A 21,846-nucleotide genomic window follows, 5' to 3' on the forward strand; every position below is an offset into this window, starting at 1 on the left:
AGTAGTTCGGCGCCTGCCGCGTACAAAGTGCCGGAAATGGCGCTGGAATACTCCTCAGCGGAACGCCGGGTAACTATCGGCCCGCTGCCAGGCTTCGGATCCGGCCGGCGCAGGCGGCCGGGGCGTTCCAGTGCACCATGTGTCCGGAACCGGGCACGACCGTCAGCCCCGTCGCCGGGTGGGCTTGGACATACCCTTCGACCTCTGACAGCGGCCGGGTCTGGTCTCCGGCGCCGACGATCACCTGCACCGGTGCGGTGATTTTCTGTGGTACGTCGGGCGCCACCCCGTCGAGGGCGGCCAGCAGGCTGGCGTCCAGCACGGCCCGACGGATGTCGAACGGCGCCCGCAGCATTTCGTCGTCGGCGGGGAGCGGATCACCGTACCAGCCGTTTAGGCACATTCGGATGGCTTCGTCGCTGATCGGGCCGTCCAGAAACAGTGCACTGAGCCGCTCACGCGTCGTCTGCGACGGGGCAGTGGGTACCATGCCGAGCAGCGTGACCGAGGCCGTCACCTCCGGATAACGGGCGGCAAGGGTGGCGGCGATGCTGCCGCCCAGCGAATGTCCCACCCAATGGACCGCCGATGGCCTCCTGGCGGCGCCGCGGGCAATGACTTCGGCGATGGACTCAACGTTCCAGTCGAATCCGGCCGGCAGCGGTGCTTCCGGGCCGTAACCGGGCAGCGGGGGAGCGGCAGTGTGCAGGCCGTGGCGATGCAGCTCGAATTGCAGCGGCGCCCAGTACCCGGTGGGGCAACCCCAGCCATGGAGCAGCACCACCTCGGATGCCGATGCTTCGTGCTCGATCACTGTTGGCTCCCCTTCCGTCGTTGGACTCGCGTCGGGCCGCTGCCTATCCAGACTACGGCCGACCACTGCGCCGCGGGGTGCTTGTGTTACGTGTGGCGAAGGCGGCCGGACCGGCCGGGGCGGGTATTATCTCCACGGTGGGGGACTCTGCTGCTGGTCCCGGCTCAACGATTTACCGGAGGTGATGATGGAGGGAGTCCTGGAGGGCTTCGCCGTCATTTTCCTGGTCGTGGCCGTAGGTTTCGTGCTGGGCCGGTTAAAGGTGCTGGGCCCCGACGCTCAGCAGGTGATTTCCCGGCTGGTGTTCTCGGCCGGCACTCCCGCCTTGCTGTTCGTCACGCTGACTGAAGCCGACCTGGACGACGTGATCTCGCCGTCACTGGCTGTGACGGTCATCTGCACCACCGCCATCGGTCTCTTCTATGCGGCCGTGGCCCGCTGGTGGCTTCGCCGCCGCACCGGCGACATGGTCATCGGTGCGCTCGCGTCCTCCTACGTCAACGCCGGAAACCTGGGCATTCCACTGACCGTCTTCGTGCTGGGCGACGCTGCATACGTGGCGCCGGTGATGCTGTACCAGGTCGTGTTTATGGCCCCGGTGGCCTACGCCGTGCTGGACCTGGATGCGAAGAAGGTGTCGGGGCCGGTCTGGAAACAATTGTTGGTGCCGTTGCGGAACCCGATCACCGTCGGCAGCGGGGTGGGCCTGCTCGTCTCCGGGCTGGGCATCCAGCTGCCGGACTTGATCCACCAGCCGATCGAGCTCGTCGCCGGGCTGGCGGTGCCCGGGGCCCTGATTGCCTTCGGCCTGTCGCTGTCCACCGGATGGCGGACCAGTGCGCCGTCGCCTGCGGTGGACCTGACGCTGATTACGGTGCTGAAGCTGGTGGTCCATCCGGTGCTGACGTTTGTGGTGGGTCACTTTGTTTTCGGGCTCACGGGCACGGTGCTGTTTGCGGTGTGCCTGTTCGCGGCGCTGCCGACCGCGCAGAATGTGCTGATCGCTGCGATTCGCTACAACCGCGCGGTGGGCGTGGCGCGGCAGGCAGCATTGATAACGACGGCGCTGTCCATCCTGCCGATGGTGCTGATCGCCACCGTGATTCCCGCCTGAGGTTCCGGTCAAGGCGCGCGGAGGTCAGCCTGCCTTCCCGCCGGCAGGCGACGCATCAGCCCGCAGCCGTCCCGGCAGGAGGCTCGCGCAGCCGTCGCCGCAGTTAGGAGAACTCGATGCACCGCGGCCCCTCGGAGCAGGCGTAGCTGTTCAGGAACCGGAGTCCGCCGTCGGGCTCGATCCGGTAGACGGACAAAGCGTTGGAGACTTCCCCGCAGGCCAGCAGGAAGCGCCCGTCGGGTGTGATATTCATCCCCCGTGGCTGTGTTTCGGTCTCGACAGCGTGCAGATAGGACAGTTGACCGGTGTTCTGGTCGACGGCGAATACTGCGATCGTGCTGCTGGACCGTTCGGTGGTGTACAGGAAGCGGTTGTCCGGGGTCAGCCGCAGCTCGGCGCACCAGATGGCGTCGGGACCGGGGGCGGGGCCCGACCCATCGCGGACCCGCCCGGGAACCAGTTGCAACCGGTGGTCGATGCTGGAACTTACCTGCACCTCGGTCAGCGAGCCGTCGGAGGAATCGCGCGCATACACCACCACCGTGCCGGCCATCTCGTTGAGCACATAGACGTGCTCGCCGGATGCGGAGAAGCGCAGGTGGCGCGGTCCGCTACCGGCGGAGGTGTGGACTCTGCCGCCGTCGCTCAGGGTTCCGGTGGCCTCGTCGAACGTCCACCAGACGACGACGTCGTCGCCCAGGGCGGTCGCATACACCTGTTGGTTATCCGGTGAGGCGACCACCGTGTGCGCGTGGCGGCCCGGCACCACCCTGCTGGTCAACGGCCCGGCGGCGACACCGTCGTCGATGCCGCTGACGGTGACCAGATCGTCGTTGTAGGAAGCAGCGAGCAGATGCCGCCCGGTGCCATCGGTGCTCAAATATGCCATCGGTGCGGCGAGCGTTCCCGTCCCGGCCGGATCCAGGCGGTTTCCGGCGCGGAAGGTGGCGACCGTCGCCGGATCGGTGCGCACCGCGGCATACAGCACGTCTGAATCTGCGCCCGAGGCTGAGCCCGAGCCCGGGTTCGTGGCCAGCCACTGCACCTGGCCATCGGTACGGTGCTGGTCTTGCGGCTTCAGATCTCCAGTCTCCAGATCAAGCTCGAAGATGTCGATCGATGTGCCCGCCGCGCATCCTGCGTAGACGGCAATGCTGCTCATGGCTACCTCCCGGTCGGTGTCCCTGCCAGCATAGCCGTGCTGCACAGTGCCCGGCAGGGGGCGGAATATGTGACGGCGAGGGGCCGGGCCGAGGACAAGTTAAACGCGAAATGCGCCCCGCACCAGGGAAACCCGATGCGGGGCGCATTTACCGCAGTGCGGACCGGCAGTTCGCAATTACCGGACCACGTGCGTGCAGATCAGAACCTGCAAGCTGTTACTGCTTAGGCAGGCAGCTGCAGAACCTCTCCGGTGAAGATGAGGTTCGGATCGATCAGGCTGTCGGCGTTGGCCTGGTACAGAGCCTGCCATCCACCTTCGATGCCCAGCTTCTGGGCGATCTTGCTGAGGGTGTCCCCCTGCTGGATGGTGTAGGTCTCGCCGCTGACTGCCGGGGCAGGTGCGGGAGCCGGTGCAGGCTCAGGGGCCGGTGCCGGAGCCGGCTGAGGTGCCGGTGCAGGCTCAGGTGCCGGAGCGGGAGCCGGTGCAGGCTGGGGAGCCGGCTGCTGGACCGGGGCCTGCTGCGGCTGCTGGACCGGAGTGGTCTGGTTGCTCTGGACACTGGTGGTGCCGCCAGCCGTGCTGGCCGATCCACCGGATCCGCCCACGAAGCAGTTCGGCCAGGCGCTCGGGCCCTGCATGGCCAGCAGGTTCTCGGCGACGCGGATCTGCTCAGCCTTGCTGGCGTTGGCCGGGTTGCCGGAGCCGCCGGCAGCGTTCCAGCTGCTCTGGCTGAACTGCAGGCCACCGTAGTAGCCGTTTCCGGTGTTGATGTTCCAGTTTCCGCCGCTCTCGCACTGGGCCATTGCTTCCCAGTTCGCCGCCGAAGCGGAGGTGGCGGTCAGTCCGGCTGCAGCAGTCGAAATTGCGGCGACGGCGAGTCCGCGCCGGGCAATGCGATTGAAAGTAGTCTTAGTCATGAGGGTTGCGATGCTCCGGGGTCCACTTCCGCTCCACCTGTCCCCAGGCTTCAACGCAGCGCCGCCCACCCCTGACTGATTGAGGTCTCTTACGGTATCTGCCATGGCGGCGTACAGCGTGTTGCAGTACCGAGCATTTCCGGCTGTCCAAGCGACCTGGCACAGCCCATCCCGATTGGGATCTCATGTAACAATACGGCAACATCCAAATCGTTGCAAAACCGAGACCAAATTTTTTTCTGCGTTACCCGATGTTGACCTTTGGGCGACTAGGACGTGGGGCCCAGCGGAGCGTCTCCGGGATCCTCGTTTTCCCCGTCTCCGCCGGCGACAGCGGCGGTCCGTCCGTTCTTGATCACGGTCTGGTTCATCAGCGGGATGACGATACCGGCGTTGTCGAGTTGTGTCTTCAGCCGGGCCCGCATCTCGCGTGCGATACCCCACTGTTCGAGCGGCTTGGTCCGCAGCACCAACCGTATCGTAATGGATTCGCCGGTCAGTGCCTGGATGCCCCAGACCTCCGGCTCGTCGAGGATCAGGCGGCGCCACTGCCGTTCCTTGCGCATGGCCTTGGCCGTCTGCAGGAGCAGGTCGCTGACTTCGCTGATATCGGAGTTGTAGGGGACCGGGATGTCGAGCACCGACCGCGCCCAGCCTTGTGAGAAATTCCCCACACGAAGGACTTCGCCGTTGCGCACGTGCCACAGCGTGCCATCCAGGTCACGCAATTGTGTGACGCGCAATCCAACGTTCTCCACTTCGCCGGAGGCATCTCCCAGATCCACGTAGTCGCCGATGCCGTACTGGTCTTCGGCCACCATGAATATGCCGGAGAGGTAATCCTTCACCAGCGCCTGCGCGCCAAAGCCGAGGGCGACGCCCACCACGCCGGCGCTGGCAATGATCGGCGCCATGTTGATGCCCAGCTCGGACAGCACCGTGAGTGCGACGATGGCGGTGATCACGATGGTGGAGACCGATCGCAGCACCGAACCCACCGTCTTGGCCCGTTGCGCGCGGCGGGCCCTGGCAATCGGGGAATCCTGGATCAGCCAACGCTTGGTTTCCTCGGCTTGGTGGGGCTCCGATTCGTCGGGACCCACCTCGTTGTCCAGCTTGGCGGCGTCCCCTTCGGCTATGTGATTCATCACGCGCCGGATGATCAGCCTCAAAATCACGTTCAGGATGATTCCTGCGACAATGATGATGGCGATCTTCAGCGGCTTGTCGAGGAGGAACTGCCAGATGCCGTTGGCTGCGTCACCGGCATTTTGCACAGCTTGTTCAGCAGCTTTTTGATCCATGGGTTCGAGCGTATGCGCCAGTTCCCGGGCCGGGCAAATGGCGGCGCCGACGTCCGCGTTTGACCGCACCGCCGTCCGCGCGTCGTGGACAGCTACGATGTGGCGGTTACCCGTCAGTACCCCTTCAGCACCGAGAGGAATCACGATGGCCGTGTCTGTGATTGTTGCAATCGTCTGCGCCGCGCTGATCCTGGTCGGCATTATCGGGGTGATCGTTCCGGTACTTCCCGGGTCTGTGCTGGTGGGGGTGTCCCTGCTGATCTGGGCGATAACGGTCCAGAGCGCCACCGGGTGGGTGATATTCGCCACGGGCGCGGTCCTGGTCACTGCCGGGATGACATCGAGCGCCGTACTGACCGGCCGCCGGATGAAACGGCGCCAGGTGCCGAACCGCTCCCTGCTGGTGGGCGCCGGCTTTGCCGTTGTCGGGCTGTTCATGATCCCCGTCGTCGGGCTGTTTGTCGGTTTCGCGCTGGGCCTGCTGCTGGCCGAATACAGGCGGCAGCGGGACTTCCGGGCAGCCGTCGACTCCAGCTGGGAAGCGCTGAAGGCGGCCGGAATCGGCATTCTCGTCGAATGTGGGCTGGCCTGCCTGGCCGCCAGCGTGTGGGTCATCGGGGTGTGGATCCACTTCGCGATGGCTTAGGCAGGATCCGGCAGGCGCTGCGTTGCAGTGCCGGCTAAGCCCCGGCGCCGACGAGCAGCAAGGTCGCGGCGAAAACAATGCCGGAAGCGATGAGCGTCACCATGGTGTACCCGAGGATGTCGCGCATCTTCAGCCCGGCTATGGCCAGCAGCGGCAGCGCCCAGAACGGCTGGATCATGTTGGTCCATTGGTCTCCGTAGGACACTGCCATGATCGCCACTGATGGATCCACGCCCAGCCGGTTCGCGGCGTCGAGCATAATCGGGGCCTGCACCGCGAACTGTCCGCCGCCGGAGGGGACGAAGAAGTTGACCAGCCCGGCCGATACCAGTGCGAGCACTCCGAAGGTGGCCGGGTTGGCGATGCCGACCAGGAAGTCGGAGAAGACGGTGATCAGTCCCGTCGTCGTCATGATCCCCATAATCCCGGCGTACAAGGGGAACTGCAGCAGGATCTCGCCCACATTGGACGCGGCATTCTTCACCAGCCCGATCAGTTCGAACGGGTTGCGCACCAGCAGGAAGATCAGCGCCAGGAAAGTCCAGTTCACGATGTCCAGGGTCGCGGTGCCGCCCTGCGCGTAGTGGATCACCAGGTAGGTGGCCAGCGCGAGCCCGGTGATCAGGGTGAGGATGCGGCTGGCATCCACCTTGTCCGCGGGGGTGGCCACCTCGTCTTCGATGTCGACGTCGTCAGTGCCCCGGGCATCGACCTTCAGTTCGGTGACGTTGTCCCCTGCGCGAGGAGCGACCAGCGCCAGGGCCAGTGCGACCAGGATGATAGTGGCGATAGCGGCGGTGATGTTCCACCAGGCGAAGGTGGTCTCGCCGACCGGGATGGTGCGGCCGAGTTGTTCGGTGACGAAAGAGTCCTCGGTGGCAGCCGCCAGCGGCCCGGACCCGGAATACCCCATGTGCCAGACCACGAAACCGGAGAACCCGGCGGCGACCAGCATGGGGAAGTGCAGGGCGATGCCCTTTTCGCGGCCCTGGGCGGCGACTTCCTTGGCCAGCAGGCCGCCGACGACGAGCCCAAGCCCCCAGGTGATCAGGGAGGCGATCGCGGCGACAACGAACACGAAGACGTAGGCCTGGACGGGACTCTTCGGCAGTCCGCCGAGGAACCCGAGCAGTTTGCGCACGGGTCCGGTGTTGGCGAGTGTGTGGCCCAGCATCAGGATCAATGCCATCTGGGTCATGAACGCCAGCAGGCCGGAGAGGCCATCGCCCCAGCCATTCATGACGTCGACAAAGCCGGAATCGGTCAGCAGCAGCGCGAGGATGCCCACCACCAGCGTCAGCACGACGGCGAACACCAGCGCGCTGGGGATGTAGCGTTCGACGACCGAGTTGACCGGCCGCATCACCGCTGAGACGCCGGATGCTCTCTGCTTCGGTTCTCCGCTTGGGCTGGGCATGGCTCAACTTCTCCTCGAGGTGCGACGACGGTGTCAGCAGACACTCTAGGCCCTCACGGAGTGTGGTTGTGGTATTTGTGGCGGTCGCCGCTGTGGGCGCTTAGTGGCCGAAGCTGTTGGAGTCCTGGATGTCGGCGGTGCCGGTGTCCATCGCCGAGATGCTGTCCATGTCGTCGGCGGCCAGCTCGAAGTCGAAGACGTCAATGTTCTGGCGGATGCGTTCGGGCCGAGCCGACTTGGGAATCACGACGGCGCCGAGCTGATGGTGCCAGCGGAGCACGATCTGGCCCGGTGTCTTGCCATACTTGTCGGCCAGCGAGGTGAGGGTCTGCTCGGCCAGCAGGTCACCGCCCTTGCCCAGCGGACTCCACGACTCGGTCACGATCCCGTGCTGCGCATGGAACTGACGGGAATCCGGGCGGGTGTGGCGTGGGTCGAGCTGGATCTGGTTCACCTCCGGAGCCAGGCCCTCGTCGAGCAGTCGCTGCAGGTGCGCCGGCTTGAAGTTCGAAGTGCCGATGGCCCGCACCCGCTTGTCCTCGAGCAGTGCGGCCAGCCCCTTGAAGGCGTCCACGTACCGGTCCTGGCCCGGGTTCGGCCAGTGGATCAGCAGCAGGTCGATGTAGTCGACGTCGAGCAGCTTGGCGCTGTTCTCGAACGCGCGCTGGGCGCCGTCGTAGCTGTGCCATTCACTGTTGAACTTGGTGGTGATGAAAACGTCGGAACGGTCGACGCCGGAGCGGCGGATCCCTTCGCCAACACCGGCTTCATTGCGGTAGTTTTCGGCCGTATCGAACAACCGGTATCCGGCACCGACGGCGGTTTCGACGGCGTCGGCCGCCTCGGCGTCATCAAGCGGCCAGGTGCCATAACCGAGGACGGGGATGGAGGCGCCGTGCTTGAGCTGGACGGTGGGGGCGATGGCATCTGTCATGAACTGCTCCTGAACTCCCGCGGTTCTCACGGGGTAGGCATTCGAAACATTGCGGCCCCTCCAGCCTAATGGCCGCAGGCAGGCAGCTCCGAGCATGGACTCGCCCGGCAGTGCGTGGGACCATACGCATATGGCTTCAGTCCAAGTCCGCTACATCGTCCGCGACGTGGACGAGGGGCTTGCCTTCTACACCACCCACCTTGGTTTCCACGAGGACATGCACCCCGCACCGGCCTTCGCGATGCTCTCCCGCGGACCGTTGCGGCTCGTGCTCAACGCATCCAGTCCCGAGGGCGTCGGTGGCGGATCGGTCCTCTCCGACGGCAGCATCCCCGAGCCCGGCGGCTGGAACCGGTTCGGCATCGAGACCGACGACCTCGACGGCACCGTCGAGCGGTTGCGCGGCGCCGGCGTGGCGTTCCGGGGCGAGGTGATCGAGGGCACCGGCGTGCGGCAGGCGATCATCGAGGACCCCTCCGGCAACCCCGTCGAGCTCTTCGAGCCGCGCCGGCCCGAGGCGCGCCTCACGATCGACTGACTGGCTGGCGCTTCAGTGTCCGGCGCTGGTGCCAGTCCTGCCCAGCGTCGCCAGGGCGATTCCAGCCGCGGCGAGCATCAAGACCAGGGCGATTCCCGCCGTCGTCGTAATTCCCGAATCGAAGGCTGCCTTCGCGGACTCCAGCAGCGACTGCGCAGCCTGTGGAGGCAATGAGCCGGCCGCCTGGGTGGCGCCGCCCAGCGTTTCGGCTGCTGCAGTGCGGTCCGGGCCGGTCAACGCATTGGGCAGCACGACATTAGCCTGGTAGGCAGCGGTGACGATGCTGCCCAGAATTGCCGTGCCGAGGACTGCGCCCAGCTCGTAGGCGGTCTCGGAAATCGCAGACGCGGCCCCCGCTTTCTCGGCCGGGACGCTGGAGAGGATCAGGTCATTGGAGATCGTTTCCGCTGATCCGACCCCGGCTCCAAGCAGCACGAAACCGGCCAGGATGCCGACGACGTCGCCGGTGTGCCCGACCAGTGCGACGACGGCGTATCCGGCGGCGTTGAGCATCAGCCCGCCGGCCACCACGTACGCCGGGCGGATCCGCCGCACCACCGGTACCACCGCAAGGCCGGCCACGATCGTCATCGCCAGTCCGGGGAGCATGGCCAGGCCGGCGTCCATTGGGGACATTCCTGCGACCAACTGCAGGTGCTGGGACAGGAAGAAGATGAAGCCGACCAGCGACAGGATGCTGAGCAGGTTCGCGACCAAAGCACCGCTGAACACCGGATTGCGGAACAGCCGCACCTGCAGCATCGGGGTGCGCTGGTGCAGTTGGCGGCGGACAAACAGCACGCCGAAGAACAGCCCCGCGGCCATTGCGATCAGCGGGAGCAGGCCGAACCCGTCGACGGCGGCGGACTTAATGCCGTAGACGACAGGTGTCATGGTCAGCAGGGCCAGCAGGATGCTGACGACGTCGACCGGTCCGGGAGTCGGGTCCTTCGACTCGGGGACGAAGACCGGAGCAAGGAGCAGCAGCGGAACCAGCACCGGCACGGCCATCAGGAAGACCGAGCCCCACCAGAAGTGTTCGAGCAGGAATCCGCCCGCGATCGGGCCGAGGGCGGCGCCGCCGGAAAAGCCCGCGGCCCAGACAGCGATGGCGGTGCGGCGCTGCGTGGGGTCGGTGAACATATTGCGGATCAGCGAGAGTGTGGCCGGCATCAGCATGGCGCCGAAGAATCCGAGGATGGCGCGGGCGGCGATGAGCGTTCCCGCGTCCGGGGCGAAGGCGGCGAGGATGGAGACGACGCCGAATCCGGTGCTGCCGATCATCAGCAGCCGGCGGCGTCCAATCCGGTCGCCCAGGCTGCCCATCGGCACGAGCAGGCCGGCGAGCACCAACGAATAGACATCCACGATCCACAGCACGGCGGTGCCGCTGGGATTCATCGCGCGTGAAATTTCCGGGATGGCGAAGCTCAACACGGTGTTGTCCGCCGCGATGAGCACCACCGGAAGCATCAGGACGGCCAGTCCGGCCCAGGCACGGCGTCCGGCCTGCTGGGGGCGTGGCGGGGCGTCGGTTCTGAACATGGTGGCACCTCCTGGTGGTCGTGTTAGGTGTATTGGGGTGGTTCGGGCTGGTTGGAGTGGTGCCGCGGCGAGGTTGTGCCGGAGCGTTCCTGGGATGGCGATTCCGCTCCGCTATGGTTTTGCTCCGCTATGGGACAAATTGCCGGCGGCGCGCACGGCAGGAAGTCCCATACCGGAGCGAAAACGGGATTTCCGGCGGCCTCGTCGCCTGATACATACTATACCGTCTAGACGGTACAGTAAATACCTAGTACGGTACTGGATATGCCTGCAAAGCCGTCCGCACGGGACAAGATCCTCACAGCCTTCGAGGCGCTGCTCATTGACGAAGGTGAACGTGGCGCCACCATGGACGCCGTGGCGGCTCAGGCCGGGGTGTCCAAGGGCGGGTTGCTCTACCACTTCCGCAACAAGGAAGCGATGGAGCTGGCGCTGCTGCAGAAGCTGCGCACTCAAGCCGACGCCGATATCGAAGCCATGGTTGCCGATCCCGATGGTCCATCCATGTACTTCGTCCGCGAATCGGTTTACGCGGGCAGCGGCTTCGACCACACACTGATAGCTGCCATGCGGCTGGCGCAATCGTCAGAGATCGACGCCCGTGCGGAACTGCAGCGGATCCACCAGCAGTGGTTCGAACTGATCGTCGGCGAAGTGGGGGACCGTTCCATCGCGCGCGCCATCATGCTGCTCGGCGATGGGTTGTACTACAACGCCATCCTCGCCGGGATCTGGCCTGAAGATGCCGGGATGGGCAAACAGGAGTCGGTCGAGGGGCTGCTTGAAGTGGTGCAGATGCTCAAGGGTCAGGCGACGTCGAATGCCGGCTCCGGCCGTCCGGGCGCTCCGGGCGGTCAACCGCCTGCTGACCGCTGAGCTGCCTCCCGGCTGAATCCTTCAATCAGCAGGTTCAGACCGTAGTGGAATGCCTCATCCGCACGCGTGGGGTAGCCCAGGCCGGCATCGACGGCCAACTGCAGGTTCCCGTTGGCGTCCTCGCCCGGGTCCCAGACCTGCTCAGGGGCGGCGACGTCGAGGGCCGAGCCAAGAACGAAACTGTCCACCACGGTGATCGCTTCCAGGGTGCGCTTCGGGGTGAAGCCGGCTTCGTGGAATGCATCCGCCATCGCGTTGTACATCCGGATGGTGGTCTCGTCGGAGACTGAGTACGCCGTGATCAGCGGGATCAACCGCGGATGGCGGGCGAAGGTGTTCCGGTATTCGACCGCAATAGCGCGGATGGTCTCCGCCCAGTGTGCCTCACGACCGGGGAACTGTACCCGGGAAATCGCGTGGCCACGCATCAGGTCAACGATCTCGGCCTTGCCATTCACGTGGTTATACAACGATGAAGCGCTCACCCGCAGCTGTTTAGCCAGGGCGGGAATGGTGAATTCGCCGTCCCGGTCCACCAATGCCAGCGCCGAGGTGGCGATCATGTCGGCGGAGAGTTTCGGGGTCAGGGGCCGTGCCATATTCTCCTCCAGGATCGCCAGTGGCAACAGTCTAACGAATTAAGTTCGTTTCCCCTCTTGTCAGGGGCGGGTGGCGCAGTTCATACTAAACGAACGCAATTCGTTTATGTGATCGTCGTCTCTTGGAGAGTCATGCTTGAACTAACCCGGCTCCATCCGCCGGAGTCGCCCGCCCGTCCGGCCGATGCTGCCCGGACCGCAGATGCAGTCCGCCCCACACTGCGCGTCGGACTGGTCCAGCACCGCTGGGAGGCCGACCAGGATCAGCTTCTGGCCGAGCTCAACGAAGGCATCGCCCGGGCGGCTGCCCTCGGTGCGGCTGTCGTGTTCCTCCCCGAGCTCACGCTGTCCCGCTATCCGGCCGACACGCTCCCGGAGGGCGTCCCCGCGGCGCAGGCCGAGGATTTGATGACCGGCCCCACGTTCACCTTCGCGGCCGCGGCGGCGTCGGCCAACAACGTCTGCGTGCACGCTTCCTTGTACGAACGTGCCGACGTCGGCGACGGCGATGACGGCGGTTCCAATGTAGACGGCGGCGGCGCGGCCGACGCCGCTTCCGGCTCCGGCTCCGACGGTCTGGGCCTGAACACGGCCATCCTGGTGTCCCCGTCCGGACAACTGCTGGCGCGCACCCGCAAGCTGCACATCCCCGTTACCGAGGGGTATTACGAGGACAAGTATTTCCGGCACGGCCCCGCGACCGGTGACGCCTACCAGGTCCACACCCCGGGGGAGCTTAATGGCGCCCGGCTGGGCATGCCCACGTGCTGGGACGAATGGTTCCCGGAAGTCGCGCGGTTGTATTCGCTCGGTGGAGCCGAAGTGCTGGCTTATCCCACCGCCATCGGCTCCGAGCCAGGCCACCCGGACTTCGACACGCAGCCGCTGTGGCAGCAGGTGATCGTCGGCAACGGCATCGCCAATGGACTGTTCATGGTGGTGCCCAACCGCTGGGGGGACGAAGGTAACGTCCAGTTCTACGGGTCCTCCTTCATCTCCGACCCGTACGGGCGGATCCTGGTACAGGCTCCCCGGGACGAATCGGCTGTGTTGGTTGCCGATCTGGACCTGGCCCAGCGCTCGGACTGGCTGGAACTCTTCCCGTTCCTGTCCACTCGCCGCCCCGACACCTATGGCCGGCTGGTTGAGCCGGTGCGCCGTGATGCGCCATATGGCGATAGCACCGTCGAACCGGCAACCGCAGGAAAGGCAGACTGACGATGGGGTGGGAGATGCCGGCCGAAACCGCCGCGCAGGAAAAGATCTGGATGGCGTTCCCGCCCGGAGGGTACTCGCTGGGCGACACCGAGGCAGAGGCCCACGCCGCCCGCTCGGCCTGGGCCGCCGTCGCCAACGCCGCCGTCGACTTCGAACCGGTCACCGTCGTCGCCACCGCGGAGGACGTCGCAATCGTCCGCAGCCACCTCAAGCCCGACGTCGACATCAAGACCGCGCCGCTGAATGACGCCTGGATGCGGGACATTGGCCCCACCTTCGTGATGAACGACGACGGCGGGCTGGGGGCGGTCGACTGGGTCTTCAATGGCTGGGGCCGGCAGGAGTGGGCCGCCTGGGACAAGGACGAGAAGATCGGTGCCACCGTTGCCGGGTGGGCCGGCGTCGAACGCATCGATTCGCCCGTGGTCAACGAAGGCGGCGGCCTCCAGGTCGACGGCGAAGGAACCGTGCTGGTCACCGAAACGGTCCAGCTTGACCCCGGCCGCAACCCGGGGCTGGACAGGGCCGCTGTGGAGGCCGAACTGGCCCGGACCATCGGCGCGACCAAGGTGATCTGGCTGCCCCGCGGGCTCACCCGCGACTCGCAGAAGTACGGAACGCGAGGCCACGTGGACATCGTCGCGGCCATTCCCGAACCAGGGACGCTGCTGGTCCACTCCCAGCAGGACCCGGCTCACCCGGACTACCGGATCAGCCGCGAACTTATGGATTTCCTCGGCTCCACCACGGATGCCGCAGGCCGGTCCTGGAACATTATCGAGGTTCCGGCGCCGGCCACACTTACTGACGGCCAGGGGTATGTGGACTACAGCTACATCAACCACCTCGTGGTCAACGACGGCGTGATCGCCTGCACCTTCGACGACCCGAACGATGAGCAGGCCGTCTCGATCCTCGCCGATGCCTATCCCGGCCGCCGCGTGGTCAGCGTCGATGCGCGTGAACTCTTTGCCCGTGGCGGCGGCATTCACTGCATCACGCAACAGCAACCTCGAAAGGCCCAATGATGAGCCAAACAACCCGCTCCCCGGCACCCGGTGACAACGGCGACGCAGGAGGAACGTCCGAAAAGGGACTGGCCAAGGGGCAACTCGGCCTGCTCGCCGTCGTCGTCATTGGCATCTCCACGATCGCGCCGGCGTACGTGCTGACCAGCTCGCTCGGTCCAACCGTGCAGGCGATCGGCGTGCACCTTCCCGCCATCTTTATCGTCGGCTTCATCCCGATGTTCCTGGTGGCGCTGGGATACCGCGAACTCAACGCGGATTCACCCGACAGCGGCACCACATTCACCTGGGTGACCAAGGCGTTCGGGCCGTATATCGGCTGGATTGGCGGCTGGGGGCTGCTCGCGGCGAACATCATCGTGCTGTCCAACCTGGCCGGCGTCGCCGTCGACTTCTTTTACCTGTTCCTGTCCCAGCTCACCGGGCGGGAGGAGCTTGCGGCCCTTTCCAGCAACACCTTCATCAACGTCGCCACCTGCCTGGTTTTCGTCGGGCTGGCCGTCCTGGTTTCCTGCCGCGGTGTGAAGACCACCAAGACCGTGCAGTACATCCTGGTCGGATTCCAGCTGGCGGTGCTGGCCTGGTTCGTGATCGGCGCGTTCTCCGGCATCTCCCGCGGTATCACCGACTCCGACCTTGCCTTCAGCTGGAGCTGGTTCAACCCGCTGCAGATTGAAAGCTTCTCCGCGTTCGCGCTCGGGCTGTCGCTGTCCATCTTCGCCTTCTGGGGCTGGGACGTCTGCCTGACCGTCAGCGAAGAAACCACCAACGGCCGTCGCACCGCCGGCGCCGGGGCGACCTGGACCGCCGTCGTCATCCTGGGCATCTACCTGCTCGGTTCCATTGCCACGGTGATGTTTGCCGGCGTCGGAACCACCGGACTGGGACTGAACAACCCGGAGAACGCGGGCAATGTCTTCACCGTGCTGGCAGCTCCGGTGATGGGGCCGTTCGCGATCCTGCTGTCGCTGGCCGTGCTGTCGAGCTGCGCATCGTCGCTGCAGACCACGATGGTTGCCCCCGCCCGATCGCTGCTGGCGATGGGCTACTACAAGGCGTTGCCGGCGAAGTACGCGAAGGTCAGCAAGCGGTTCCACTCGCCCGTGTATTCCACCATCGTGGCCGGTGGCATTTCGGCCGGTTTCTACACGGTAATGCGAGTGCTGAGCAACAACGTGCTGAACGACACCATCATGGCCCTGGGACTGATGATCTGCTTCTACTACGGGCTCACCGCCATCGCCTGCGTCTGGTACTTCCGCCAGACCCTGTTCGCCAGCGTGCGGAATTTCGTCTTCCGGCTGCTCTGCCCATTGCTCGGCGGAATCGGCTTGCTGATCGTCTTCCTGCAGACCGCCGTCGACAGCTGGGACCCTGCGTTCGGCAGCGGCTCGTCGGTCTTCGGCATTGGCCTGGTCTTCGTCATCGGCGTCGGGATCATCGCCCTCGGCGTGGTGGTGATGCTCTTCATGCGGCGCCGGATGCCCGGCTTCTTCCGGGGTGAAACGCTGAAGAAAGACACCCCCGCGCTGGTGGTGCCCGAGTAATGAAACAACTGCAACATCATAAGGAACACATCATGAACACCATAGACCGCGACGTCGTCATCATCGGCGCGGGAGCATCGGGGCTGACCGCCGCGCACGAACTGAGGAAGACGGGTCTCAGCGTGGCCGTGCTGGAAGCCCGCGACCGGGTCGGCGGGCGGCTCTGGACCGAGACCATCGACGGCGCCATGCTGGAGCTGGGCGGCCAGTGGGTGTCGCCGGACCAGGACGGGCTGATCAGCATGCTCGACGAGCTCGGGCTGCAGACCTACTCCCGCTACCGCGACGGCGAGAGCATCTATATCAACGCCGACGGGAAGAAGACCCGCTACACCGGCGACATCTTCCCGGTGGCCCCGTCGACGGCCTCGGTCATGGAGGACCTGATCAGCCAGCTCGATGCGCTGTCGGCCCAAGTGGGTGCGGAGGAACCGTGGAAGCATCCTTCCGCGGCCGAATTGGACAGGCTCTCTTTCAAGAGTTGGCTCGAGCAGCGAACCGATGACCAGGAGGCGCGGGACAACATCGCCATGTTCGTCGCCGGGGCGATGCTGACCAAACCGGCGCACGCGTTTTCGCTGCTGCAGGCGGTGCTGATGTCCGCCAGCGCCGGCTGCTTCAGCAATCTGGTGGACGAGGATTTCATCCTGGACAAGCGCGTGGTCGGCGGTCTCCAGCAGGTGCCGTTGCAACTCGCGGAGCAGCTGGGCGAAGACGTGCAGCTGTCCGCGCCGGTGCGCACGCTGACATGGGACGACGACGGCGTCACGGCTGTTGCGGACGACGTCACGGTCCGTGCCAAGTATGCGGTGATGGCGGTGCCGCCGAATCTGATTCCGCGGGTGAATTTCGATCCGCCGTTGCCGCGTCGGCAGCAGCAGATGCACCAGCACCTCTCGCTGGGGTTGGTGATCAAGGTCCACGCGGTCTACCCGACGCCGTTCTGGCGCGACGACGGTCTGTCCGGCACCTGCTTCAGTCCCTACCAGGTGGTGCACGAGGCCTACGACAACACCAACCACGGGGATAGTCGGGGAACGCTGGTCGGCTTCGTCTCGGACGAGACCGCCGACGGCGTGTTCGCGCTGCCGGCCGAGGACCGCAAGCGGAAGATCCTCCAGTCGCTGGCCGCGTACTACGGGGACGAGGCGCTGACTCCCGAGGTGTACTACGAGAGCGACTGGGGCACCGAGGAATGGACCCGGGGAGCGTACGCGGCGAGCTTCGACCTCGGCGGACTGTCCCGGTACGGCGACAGCCTGCGCGAGCCGGTGGGCAGGATCCACTTCTCCTGCAGCGACATCGCCGGCGCCGGGTTCCAGCACGTCGATGGCGCCATCCGGATGGGCCGCCGCACCGCCCAGGCGATCACCACCGGGGAGGCCCCCGCGTAGGCGACCCGGATCGGGTAGGGGCGACGTCTCAGGCGCGCCCCGCCGACCCTATGGATTTTGCTCCGCTTTGGGACAAATTGCCGGCGGCGCCGGGTGCAAAATGTCCCAAAGCGGAGGGAATACGGGCGATCGGAGGAATTCGGACCGGATAGCGACACTGCACCTTTTTGAAGACACCGGTGCCCGTGATTAGGCGGTGACGAAATCCTTCAGGGCCGCGAGCTGCGCCAGCCGGGCTTCCGGTTTCAGGTACATCATGTGCCCGGCCTCGTGGTAGTGGTGCGTGAAGCGCTCGCGCGCCTGCGGACTCAGGTTCATATGCGCGAAGACGTACTCCGCGGCGAAGTGCGGGGTCGCGCCATCCTGGTACCCGTAGTCCACGTGCACCCGCATACTTGGATTGTGCACCATCAGCCGTTCCAGCACTTTGGACACGTCCACCGGTGCACCCTCGAACGTCTTGTAGCTCCACGGCTGCACCCGTCCGGTGAGGATTTCGTACGGCAGGTCGTTCTCGTATCCCAGCTCCATCCGCACATAGTGGTTGATCGCCGCGGCGTATGGCGCGTTAATCGCCCGCAGGCTCGGATCATCCATGTTCTGCGAATCCTGCTGGTTCGCCGGCTGGGCCGTGAACCGCCCGTCGATGCGTCCCACCACCAGGTTCGCCTCCCGCAACAGCTCGGCGGCGAATTCAAAGTAGTTCCAGCGCAGGTTGGTCCGCCTGATGAACCCCTCGTCCAGGGTGGTGATGGCAGCCAACCGGCCGACGACGTCGTCGTACTCCCCATCGGTGAGCCGGCTGCCCTGGGTCAGCGCGTACCCAAAGTCGCGGGCCGCGAACTCTTCGGCCTCGGCCACCACGTCGGTCAGCTCCCGGCCCGGATGGCGGCCGTGATAATGCGCGATGGCGGCATACGTGGGGATGTGCAAGGCGTACGGCTGGTCGCTGCCATCGAAGAACCGCAGCGTCGCCATGTTCAGCACGGTGGAAATCAGCCCGAGGCCGTTGACCGCCATCCCATAGGCGTCGAACAACCGCCCGGCGACGGCGACGGCCCGCAACGTTCCATACGATTCGCCGGCGATGTACTTCGGGGAGAGCCAGCGGCCGTTGCGGGTGACCCAGAGCCGGATCACCTCGGCGACCAGATCGCGGTCCTCGATGAAGGCGTGGAATTCGTCTTCCTTGCCGCCTTCCACCACGCGCGAGTAGCCGGTGTTGACCGGGTCGATCAGCACCAGGTCGCTGTGCTCGAGCAGGGTTTCCGGGCTGTCGACAATGCCATAGGGCGGGGGAGTGAGCTCGTTGACGTCACCGGAATCCACCAGCCGCGGCCCGAGCAGGCCCATGTGCAGCCACACCGATGACGACCCCGGGCCTCCGTTGAACGCGAACGTCACTGGCCGGCTGCCCGGTTCGGCGTCGTCGGCGGTGTACGCGACGACGAAGATCTCCGCCTTCGGCTTGAACCCTTCGGCCTTGCCGTCCTTGTCGACCGACTCCCGGCGGAATACCAGTCGGCCCGTCGTAGTGGTGTACTTCAGCCCGGAGGGGTTGTGGGTGTGCTGCCGGGTGACGAAGTCGTCTGTGACCTCGGTGGCCGTCTGGTCGCTGGTCTGTGCCTGGTCGCTGCCGGTGGCGTCGTCCTTCTGTGTGTCCTCAGTCATACTGTCGAGCCTATCGGGTGACGGTGGCACCCGCTGACGGGCCTGGGCGGGCGACCTTCAGCGGTGCCCGGGGAGGCATTGCGCAGCCAATCAGGCGCGGGAGCGGGTTCGTTCCTCAAGAAGTTCCAGCACGTGGTGGTAGTCCTTGCCGGTGGCCCGCGTCATGCCGAGTTCGCAGGTGCGGTTGCTGGAGGCATGCGCTGCGGCATCCAAGGCGACGACGTCGGCGGCCTGGGCGTCGGTGGCCGAGGCAGTCAGTTCGGGGTGGAGCATGCCCCGATCGCCGGCGAAGGCGCAGCAGCCCCAGTTCTCCGGCACGTCCACTCGTTCGGCGACGGCACCTGCGACGGCGTCGAGCGCCGGGTTGAGGTCGAGCTTGGTGGACGAGCAGGTGGGGTGCAGGGCAAGTGATTCCAGCTTCTCTGTCTCCGGCAGTCTGGGCAGGATCTGCTCGGCCGCGAACTGCACGGCGTCGACGACGGTCAGTGGCCGCTGCCCGGGTGCGGGTTGGTCGCTTTCGACGACGGCGAGCAGTCCTTCGGTGCAGGAGGTCGCGTCGCAGATGATCGGCAATGCCCCGTCCCGGGTGGCGTTCCGCAGTGCGGCAAGGGTCCTGCTGCGCATGGTGGCCTGGCCCTCGGCAAGTCCCTTCGATGACCAGGGCGTGCCGCAGCACAAACCGTCGATTCCGCCGGGAACGTGCAGGGTGACGCCGGCGCGCTCGCAGAGCTGCTCGAAGCTGTATTGCACGCCGGTGCTTGCCGCCGCGTCGCCGGAACCGGACGCGCCGGCGTCGGACCTCCGGAACCCGTCCGCGCCGCGCCCGCTTCCGGCCGGCCCGAACATGGTGCCCACGCAGGCCGGAAAATAGACCGCCTCAATCGGTGTCTCCGAAACGGCGGTTGTGAACGCCGGCGCCGTGCCGGTCGCGGAACCCACCGCGGCGATATTCGAACCCGCAGCCGAAGCCCGCTTCCGTCCGGTCCCTCCCGACGGCAACTCCGATGAGTAGAGCGGCACATTGTCCGCTCCCAGCATTGCCCGCGCCAGCCGATTCGGCGCAACAACGGCACCGGCGGGCAGCTTCGCGATAGCGTCGAGCGCCACCGCCGCACCACGCGTAACGGCGCTCCAGTTCTTCGCGGCGGCATTCCAGAACCCGTTTTCGACCCGGCCGTTCGCTTCGCTGCGCAGCCGCTTCACCAGATCGCCGGTGTTGATATCGACCGGGCAGGCTGTCTGGCACATTCCGTCCGCGGCGCAGGTCTGGACCGATTCGTAGTCGTAGTCGCGCTGCAGTTCGGCCACCAGGGCTGTATCGCCGTCGAGCCGTGCCTGTTCGATGGCCCGCAGGGTGACGATCCGCTGCCGCGGGGTGAGGGTGAGGTCCTTGCTGGGGCAGACGGGTTCGCAGTAGCCGCAGGAGACGCAGCGGTCCACTTCTTCGGCGACGGCGGGCGCAGTCTTGATGTGGCGCAGGTGCGCTTGCGGGTCGTCGTCGAGGATCACGCCGGGATTGAGCATGCCGTCGGGATCGAACAGCCGCTTCAGGCTGCGCATGATGTCGTACAGTTCGTCGCCGTACTGTCGGCGCACGTAGGGCGCCATCACCCGTCCGGTGCCGTGTTCGGCCTTCAAGGATCCGCCTTCGGACAGCACCAGGTCCACCATGTCCTCGGTGAAGGCACTGTAGCGGTCCTGTTCCTCGGCGCTGGCGAACCGGTCGGTGAGCATGAAGTGAACGTTGCCGTCCTTGGCGTGCCCGAAGATCACGCTGTCCCGGTACCCGTAGGTATCGAACAACCGCCTCAGTTCCTTGCAGGTGGCCGCCAGCGCGGGAACCGGGACGACGATGTCTTCGAGCAGCGCCGTCGTGCCCTGCGGCCGGGCGCCGGAGACCGCGGCGTACAGGCCCTTGCGCAGCTTCCACAGCGCCGCGCGGATGGCCGGATCGGTGCTGAACTCCGCCGGTGCGCTCAGCGGCAGCGAAGCGGTGGCCGCCAGGCCGTCCTGCTGCAGCGTCGCCAGGTTCGCTTCGTCGGGGGCGGAGTATTCGACCAGCAGCGCGGCATGGTCCTGCACCTCCAGTCCGGTGACGACGTCGGGGGCGCCGGGAAGTGCCTGGCCCACCTTCAGCGAGGTGGCATCCATCAGTTCCAGGGTGGCGGCTCCCGTTTCCACCAGGGCAGGCAGGGCTTTGGCGGCGGCGTCGAGGTTGTCGAACACCAGCAGCGCGGTGGCGGTGTGGGCCAGCTTCTCCACCGTCCGGAACACCGCTTCGGCAACGAATCCGAGGGTGCCTTCGCTGCCCACCATCAGATGGGCGAGCATGTCCACCGGGGCGTCGAAGTCGAGCAGCGCGTTGAGTCCATAGCCCATGGTGTTCTTACGGGTGAACTGCCGCCGCACCGTTTCGGCCGACTCCGGGTTGGAGCGTAGCCGTCGCGACAGCTCGACCAGACCCTCGTACAGCTCCGGTTCCAGGGTGCGCAGCCGTTCGTCCGCATCCGGTGCGCCGGTGTCGAGCACCGTGCCCGAGGGCAGCACCACGGTCATCGATTCGATCGTCCGATAGGCATTGTCGAGGGTGCCGCAATGCATGCCGGAGGAATTGTTTGCCACCACGCCGCCCACAGTGCAGGCCGTCTCACTGGCCGGATCCGGGCCGAATTTCCGCCCGTACCGGGCCAAACGGGCATTGAGCATCCGCACCGTGACGCCGGGCTGGACCCGTACCCGGGACCCGTCGTCGAGCACTTCCATTCTCTTGAAGCGCTTCCGGACATCGACCAGCACCCCGTCGGTGACAGCCTGCCCGCTCAGGCTCGTCCCGCCCGAACGCAGCATCAGCGGCACCTGCTCGGCGGCGCTGGCACGCAGCAGCCGTCCGACCTCTGCGGCGTCGGTTGGAATCGCGACCGCCGCCGGAATCAGCAGGAAGTGCGAGGCGTCGTGGGCGTTGGCGTGCAGATCAATGGCGCGGGTCTTGATGCGGTCCGGATCCGCCACCGCGGAGCGCAACGCACCGAGCATGTTCGTCGTCATTGTCCGTAAAAGCCCCTGTTCGAATCGGTAATGACCAGTAAATAGCACTATGCAGGCCACTCTCAAACGGGGTT

The 21,846-nt window shown here is 65.9% G+C and carries 18 protein-coding genes; 8 read left to right on the forward strand and 10 right to left on the reverse strand.

Going from position 1 to position 21,846, the window contains the following annotated elements; translation table 11 throughout:
• Nucleotides 1-73: 73 nt before the first annotated feature.
• Complete coding sequence (locus H535_RS23495) at nt 74-814, reverse strand: alpha/beta fold hydrolase (RefSeq protein ID WP_051298544.1); 741 nt, start codon at nt 812-814, stop codon at nt 74-76.
• A gap of 184 nt (nt 815-998) precedes the next feature.
• Between H535_RS23495 and H535_RS0104630 the strand changes: the two genes are divergently transcribed.
• Nucleotides 999-1,928: an AEC family transporter gene (locus H535_RS0104630; protein ID WP_211236522.1), complete on the forward strand. Its 930-nt coding sequence runs from the start codon at nt 999-1,001 to the stop codon at nt 1,926-1,928.
• Between the two features lie 103 nt (nt 1,929-2,031).
• Here the strand turns inward: H535_RS0104630 and H535_RS23500 are convergent, their stop codons facing one another.
• From H535_RS23500 to H535_RS0104645, 3 genes are all read right to left on the reverse strand, one after another.
• A complete protein-coding gene (locus tag H535_RS23500) occupies nt 2,032-3,090 on the reverse strand; it encodes a lactonase family protein (RefSeq protein ID WP_051298546.1) in 1,059 nt (352 codons plus the stop codon).
• 224 nt (nt 3,091-3,314) lie between these two features.
• Nucleotides 3,315-4,010 carry a LysM peptidoglycan-binding domain-containing protein gene (locus H535_RS0104640; RefSeq protein ID WP_026818621.1) on the reverse strand — a complete coding sequence of 232 codons (696 nt, stop codon included), beginning with the start codon at nt 4,008-4,010 and terminating at the stop codon, nt 3,315-3,317.
• A 269-nt stretch (nt 4,011-4,279) separates the two neighbouring features.
• Nucleotides 4,280-5,314 (reverse strand): mechanosensitive ion channel family protein, encoded by a 1,035-nt coding sequence (locus H535_RS0104645; protein ID WP_051298613.1) that lies wholly within the window; start codon nt 5,312-5,314, stop codon nt 4,280-4,282.
• A gap of 145 nt (nt 5,315-5,459) precedes the next feature.
• On the opposite strand from H535_RS0104645, the gene H535_RS0104650 reads away from it, so the two are divergent.
• The gene (locus H535_RS0104650; protein ID WP_026818623.1) at nt 5,460-5,960 is read left to right on the forward strand and encodes a DUF456 domain-containing protein; all 501 of its coding nucleotides are present in this window, start codon (nt 5,460-5,462) and stop codon (nt 5,958-5,960) included.
• 34 nt (nt 5,961-5,994) lie between these two features.
• Here H535_RS0104650 and H535_RS0104655 read toward each other — a convergent pair whose 3' ends face one another.
• Both H535_RS0104655 and H535_RS0104660 read right to left on the reverse strand, forming a co-directional pair.
• Entirely contained in the window at nt 5,995-7,377 is a 1,383-nt protein-coding gene (locus tag H535_RS0104655; protein WP_026818624.1) for a short-chain fatty acid transporter, read from the reverse strand.
• Nucleotides 7,378-7,477: 100 nt separating this feature from the next.
• Complete coding sequence (locus H535_RS0104660) at nt 7,478-8,311, reverse strand: aldo/keto reductase (protein WP_026818625.1); 834 nt, start codon at nt 8,309-8,311, stop codon at nt 7,478-7,480.
• Between the two features lie 130 nt (nt 8,312-8,441).
• On the opposite strand from H535_RS0104660, the gene H535_RS0104665 reads away from it, so the two are divergent.
• Nucleotides 8,442-8,849 (forward strand): VOC family protein, encoded by a 408-nt coding sequence (locus tag H535_RS0104665; RefSeq protein WP_026818626.1) that lies wholly within the window; start codon nt 8,442-8,444, stop codon nt 8,847-8,849.
• Between the two features lie 12 nt (nt 8,850-8,861).
• Here H535_RS0104665 and H535_RS0104670 read toward each other — a convergent pair whose 3' ends face one another.
• Nucleotides 8,862-10,394, reverse strand: a complete 1,533-nt coding sequence (locus H535_RS0104670; RefSeq protein ID WP_026818627.1) for an MFS transporter — start codon at nt 10,392-10,394, stop codon at nt 8,862-8,864.
• A gap of 264 nt (nt 10,395-10,658) precedes the next feature.
• Between H535_RS0104670 and H535_RS23505 the strand changes: the two genes are divergently transcribed.
• Nucleotides 10,659-11,270: a TetR/AcrR family transcriptional regulator gene (locus H535_RS23505; RefSeq protein WP_051298548.1), complete on the forward strand. Its 612-nt coding sequence runs from the start codon at nt 10,659-10,661 to the stop codon at nt 11,268-11,270.
• On the opposite strand, the gene H535_RS0104680 is transcribed toward H535_RS23505, so the two are convergent.
• On the reverse strand, nt 11,249-11,869 hold the full coding sequence (locus H535_RS0104680; RefSeq protein WP_026818628.1) for a TetR/AcrR family transcriptional regulator: 621 nt from the start codon (nt 11,867-11,869) through the stop codon (nt 11,249-11,251). The two genes, H535_RS23505 and H535_RS0104680, sit on opposite strands and share 22 nt — an antisense overlap.
• A 132-nt stretch (nt 11,870-12,001) precedes the next feature.
• On the opposite strand from H535_RS0104680, the gene H535_RS0104685 reads away from it, so the two are divergent.
• From H535_RS0104685 to H535_RS0104700, 4 genes are read left to right on the forward strand one after another with little or no spacing between them, the layout of a single operon-like run.
• Nucleotides 12,002-13,087 (forward strand): nitrilase-related carbon-nitrogen hydrolase, encoded by a 1,086-nt coding sequence (locus tag H535_RS0104685; RefSeq protein ID WP_026818629.1) that lies wholly within the window; start codon nt 12,002-12,004, stop codon nt 13,085-13,087.
• A gap of 14 nt (nt 13,088-13,101) precedes the next feature.
• On the forward strand, nt 13,102-14,115 hold the full coding sequence (locus H535_RS0104690) for an agmatine deiminase family protein (protein WP_211236523.1): 1,014 nt from the start codon (nt 13,102-13,104) through the stop codon (nt 14,113-14,115).
• Nucleotides 14,115-15,662: an APC family permease gene (locus H535_RS0104695; protein ID WP_026818631.1), complete on the forward strand. Its 1,548-nt coding sequence runs from the start codon at nt 14,115-14,117 to the stop codon at nt 15,660-15,662. Before H535_RS0104690 ends, H535_RS0104695 begins: the two co-directional genes overlap by 1 nt.
• Nucleotides 15,662-17,056 carry a flavin monoamine oxidase family protein gene (locus H535_RS0104700; protein WP_281171225.1) on the forward strand — a complete coding sequence of 465 codons (1,395 nt, stop codon included), beginning with the start codon at nt 15,662-15,664 and terminating at the stop codon, nt 17,054-17,056. Before H535_RS0104695 ends, H535_RS0104700 begins: the two co-directional genes overlap by 1 nt.
• Before the next feature lie 189 nt (nt 17,057-17,245).
• Here H535_RS0104700 and H535_RS0104705 read toward each other — a convergent pair whose 3' ends face one another.
• Together H535_RS0104705 and H535_RS0104710 are read right to left on the reverse strand one after the other, a co-directional pair.
• Nucleotides 17,246-18,727, reverse strand: coding sequence for a S10 family peptidase (locus H535_RS0104705; RefSeq protein ID WP_026818633.1), 1,482 nt, complete (start codon nt 18,725-18,727; stop codon nt 17,246-17,248).
• A 90-nt stretch (nt 18,728-18,817) separates the two neighbouring features.
• Nucleotides 18,818-21,772: an FAD-binding and (Fe-S)-binding domain-containing protein gene (locus tag H535_RS0104710; RefSeq protein WP_026818634.1), complete on the reverse strand. Its 2,955-nt coding sequence runs from the start codon at nt 21,770-21,772 to the stop codon at nt 18,818-18,820.
• Nucleotides 21,773-21,846 lie beyond the last annotated feature (74 nt).

Source organism: Arthrobacter castelli DSM 16402 (assembly GCF_000430705.1).
Classification (GTDB): domain Bacteria; phylum Actinomycetota; class Actinomycetes; order Actinomycetales; family Micrococcaceae; genus Arthrobacter_C; species Arthrobacter_C castelli.

What these genes read in the sequence shown, in the direction of transcription:
- H535_RS0104630 (WP_211236522.1), top strand. Translation starts at nt 999, where the DNA reads ATGATGGAGGGAGTCCTGGAGGGCTTCGCCGTCATTTTCCTGGTCGTG.
- H535_RS23500 (WP_051298546.1), bottom strand. Translation starts at nt 3,090, where the DNA reads ATGAGCAGCATTGCCGTCTACGCAGGATGCGCGGCGGGCACATCGATC.
- H535_RS0104640 (WP_026818621.1), bottom strand. Translation starts at nt 4,010, where the DNA reads ATGACTAAGACTACTTTCAATCGCATTGCCCGGCGCGGACTCGCCGTC.
- H535_RS0104645 (WP_051298613.1), bottom strand. Translation starts at nt 5,314, where the DNA reads ATGGATCAAAAAGCTGCTGAACAAGCTGTGCAAAATGCCGGTGACGCA.
- H535_RS0104650 (WP_026818623.1), top strand. Translation starts at nt 5,460, where the DNA reads ATGGCCGTGTCTGTGATTGTTGCAATCGTCTGCGCCGCGCTGATCCTG.
- H535_RS0104655 (WP_026818624.1), bottom strand. Translation starts at nt 7,377, where the DNA reads ATGCCCAGCCCAAGCGGAGAACCGAAGCAGAGAGCATCCGGCGTCTCA.
- H535_RS0104660 (WP_026818625.1), bottom strand. Translation starts at nt 8,311, where the DNA reads ATGACAGATGCCATCGCCCCCACCGTCCAGCTCAAGCACGGCGCCTCC.
- H535_RS0104665 (WP_026818626.1), top strand. Translation starts at nt 8,442, where the DNA reads ATGGCTTCAGTCCAAGTCCGCTACATCGTCCGCGACGTGGACGAGGGG.
- H535_RS0104670 (WP_026818627.1), bottom strand. Translation starts at nt 10,394, where the DNA reads ATGTTCAGAACCGACGCCCCGCCACGCCCCCAGCAGGCCGGACGCCGT.
- H535_RS23505 (WP_051298548.1), top strand. Translation starts at nt 10,659, where the DNA reads ATGCCTGCAAAGCCGTCCGCACGGGACAAGATCCTCACAGCCTTCGAG.
- H535_RS0104680 (WP_026818628.1), bottom strand. Translation starts at nt 11,869, where the DNA reads ATGGCACGGCCCCTGACCCCGAAACTCTCCGCCGACATGATCGCCACC.
- H535_RS0104685 (WP_026818629.1), top strand. Translation starts at nt 12,002, where the DNA reads ATGCTTGAACTAACCCGGCTCCATCCGCCGGAGTCGCCCGCCCGTCCG.
- H535_RS0104690 (WP_211236523.1), top strand. Translation starts at nt 13,102, where the DNA reads ATGCCGGCCGAAACCGCCGCGCAGGAAAAGATCTGGATGGCGTTCCCG.
- H535_RS0104695 (WP_026818631.1), top strand. Translation starts at nt 14,115, where the DNA reads ATGAGCCAAACAACCCGCTCCCCGGCACCCGGTGACAACGGCGACGCA.
- H535_RS0104700 (WP_281171225.1), top strand. Translation starts at nt 15,662, where the DNA reads ATGAAACAACTGCAACATCATAAGGAACACATCATGAACACCATAGAC.
- H535_RS0104705 (WP_026818633.1), bottom strand. Translation starts at nt 18,727, where the DNA reads ATGACTGAGGACACACAGAAGGACGACGCCACCGGCAGCGACCAGGCA.
- H535_RS0104710 (WP_026818634.1), bottom strand. Translation starts at nt 21,772, where the DNA reads ATGACGACGAACATGCTCGGTGCGTTGCGCTCCGCGGTGGCGGATCCG.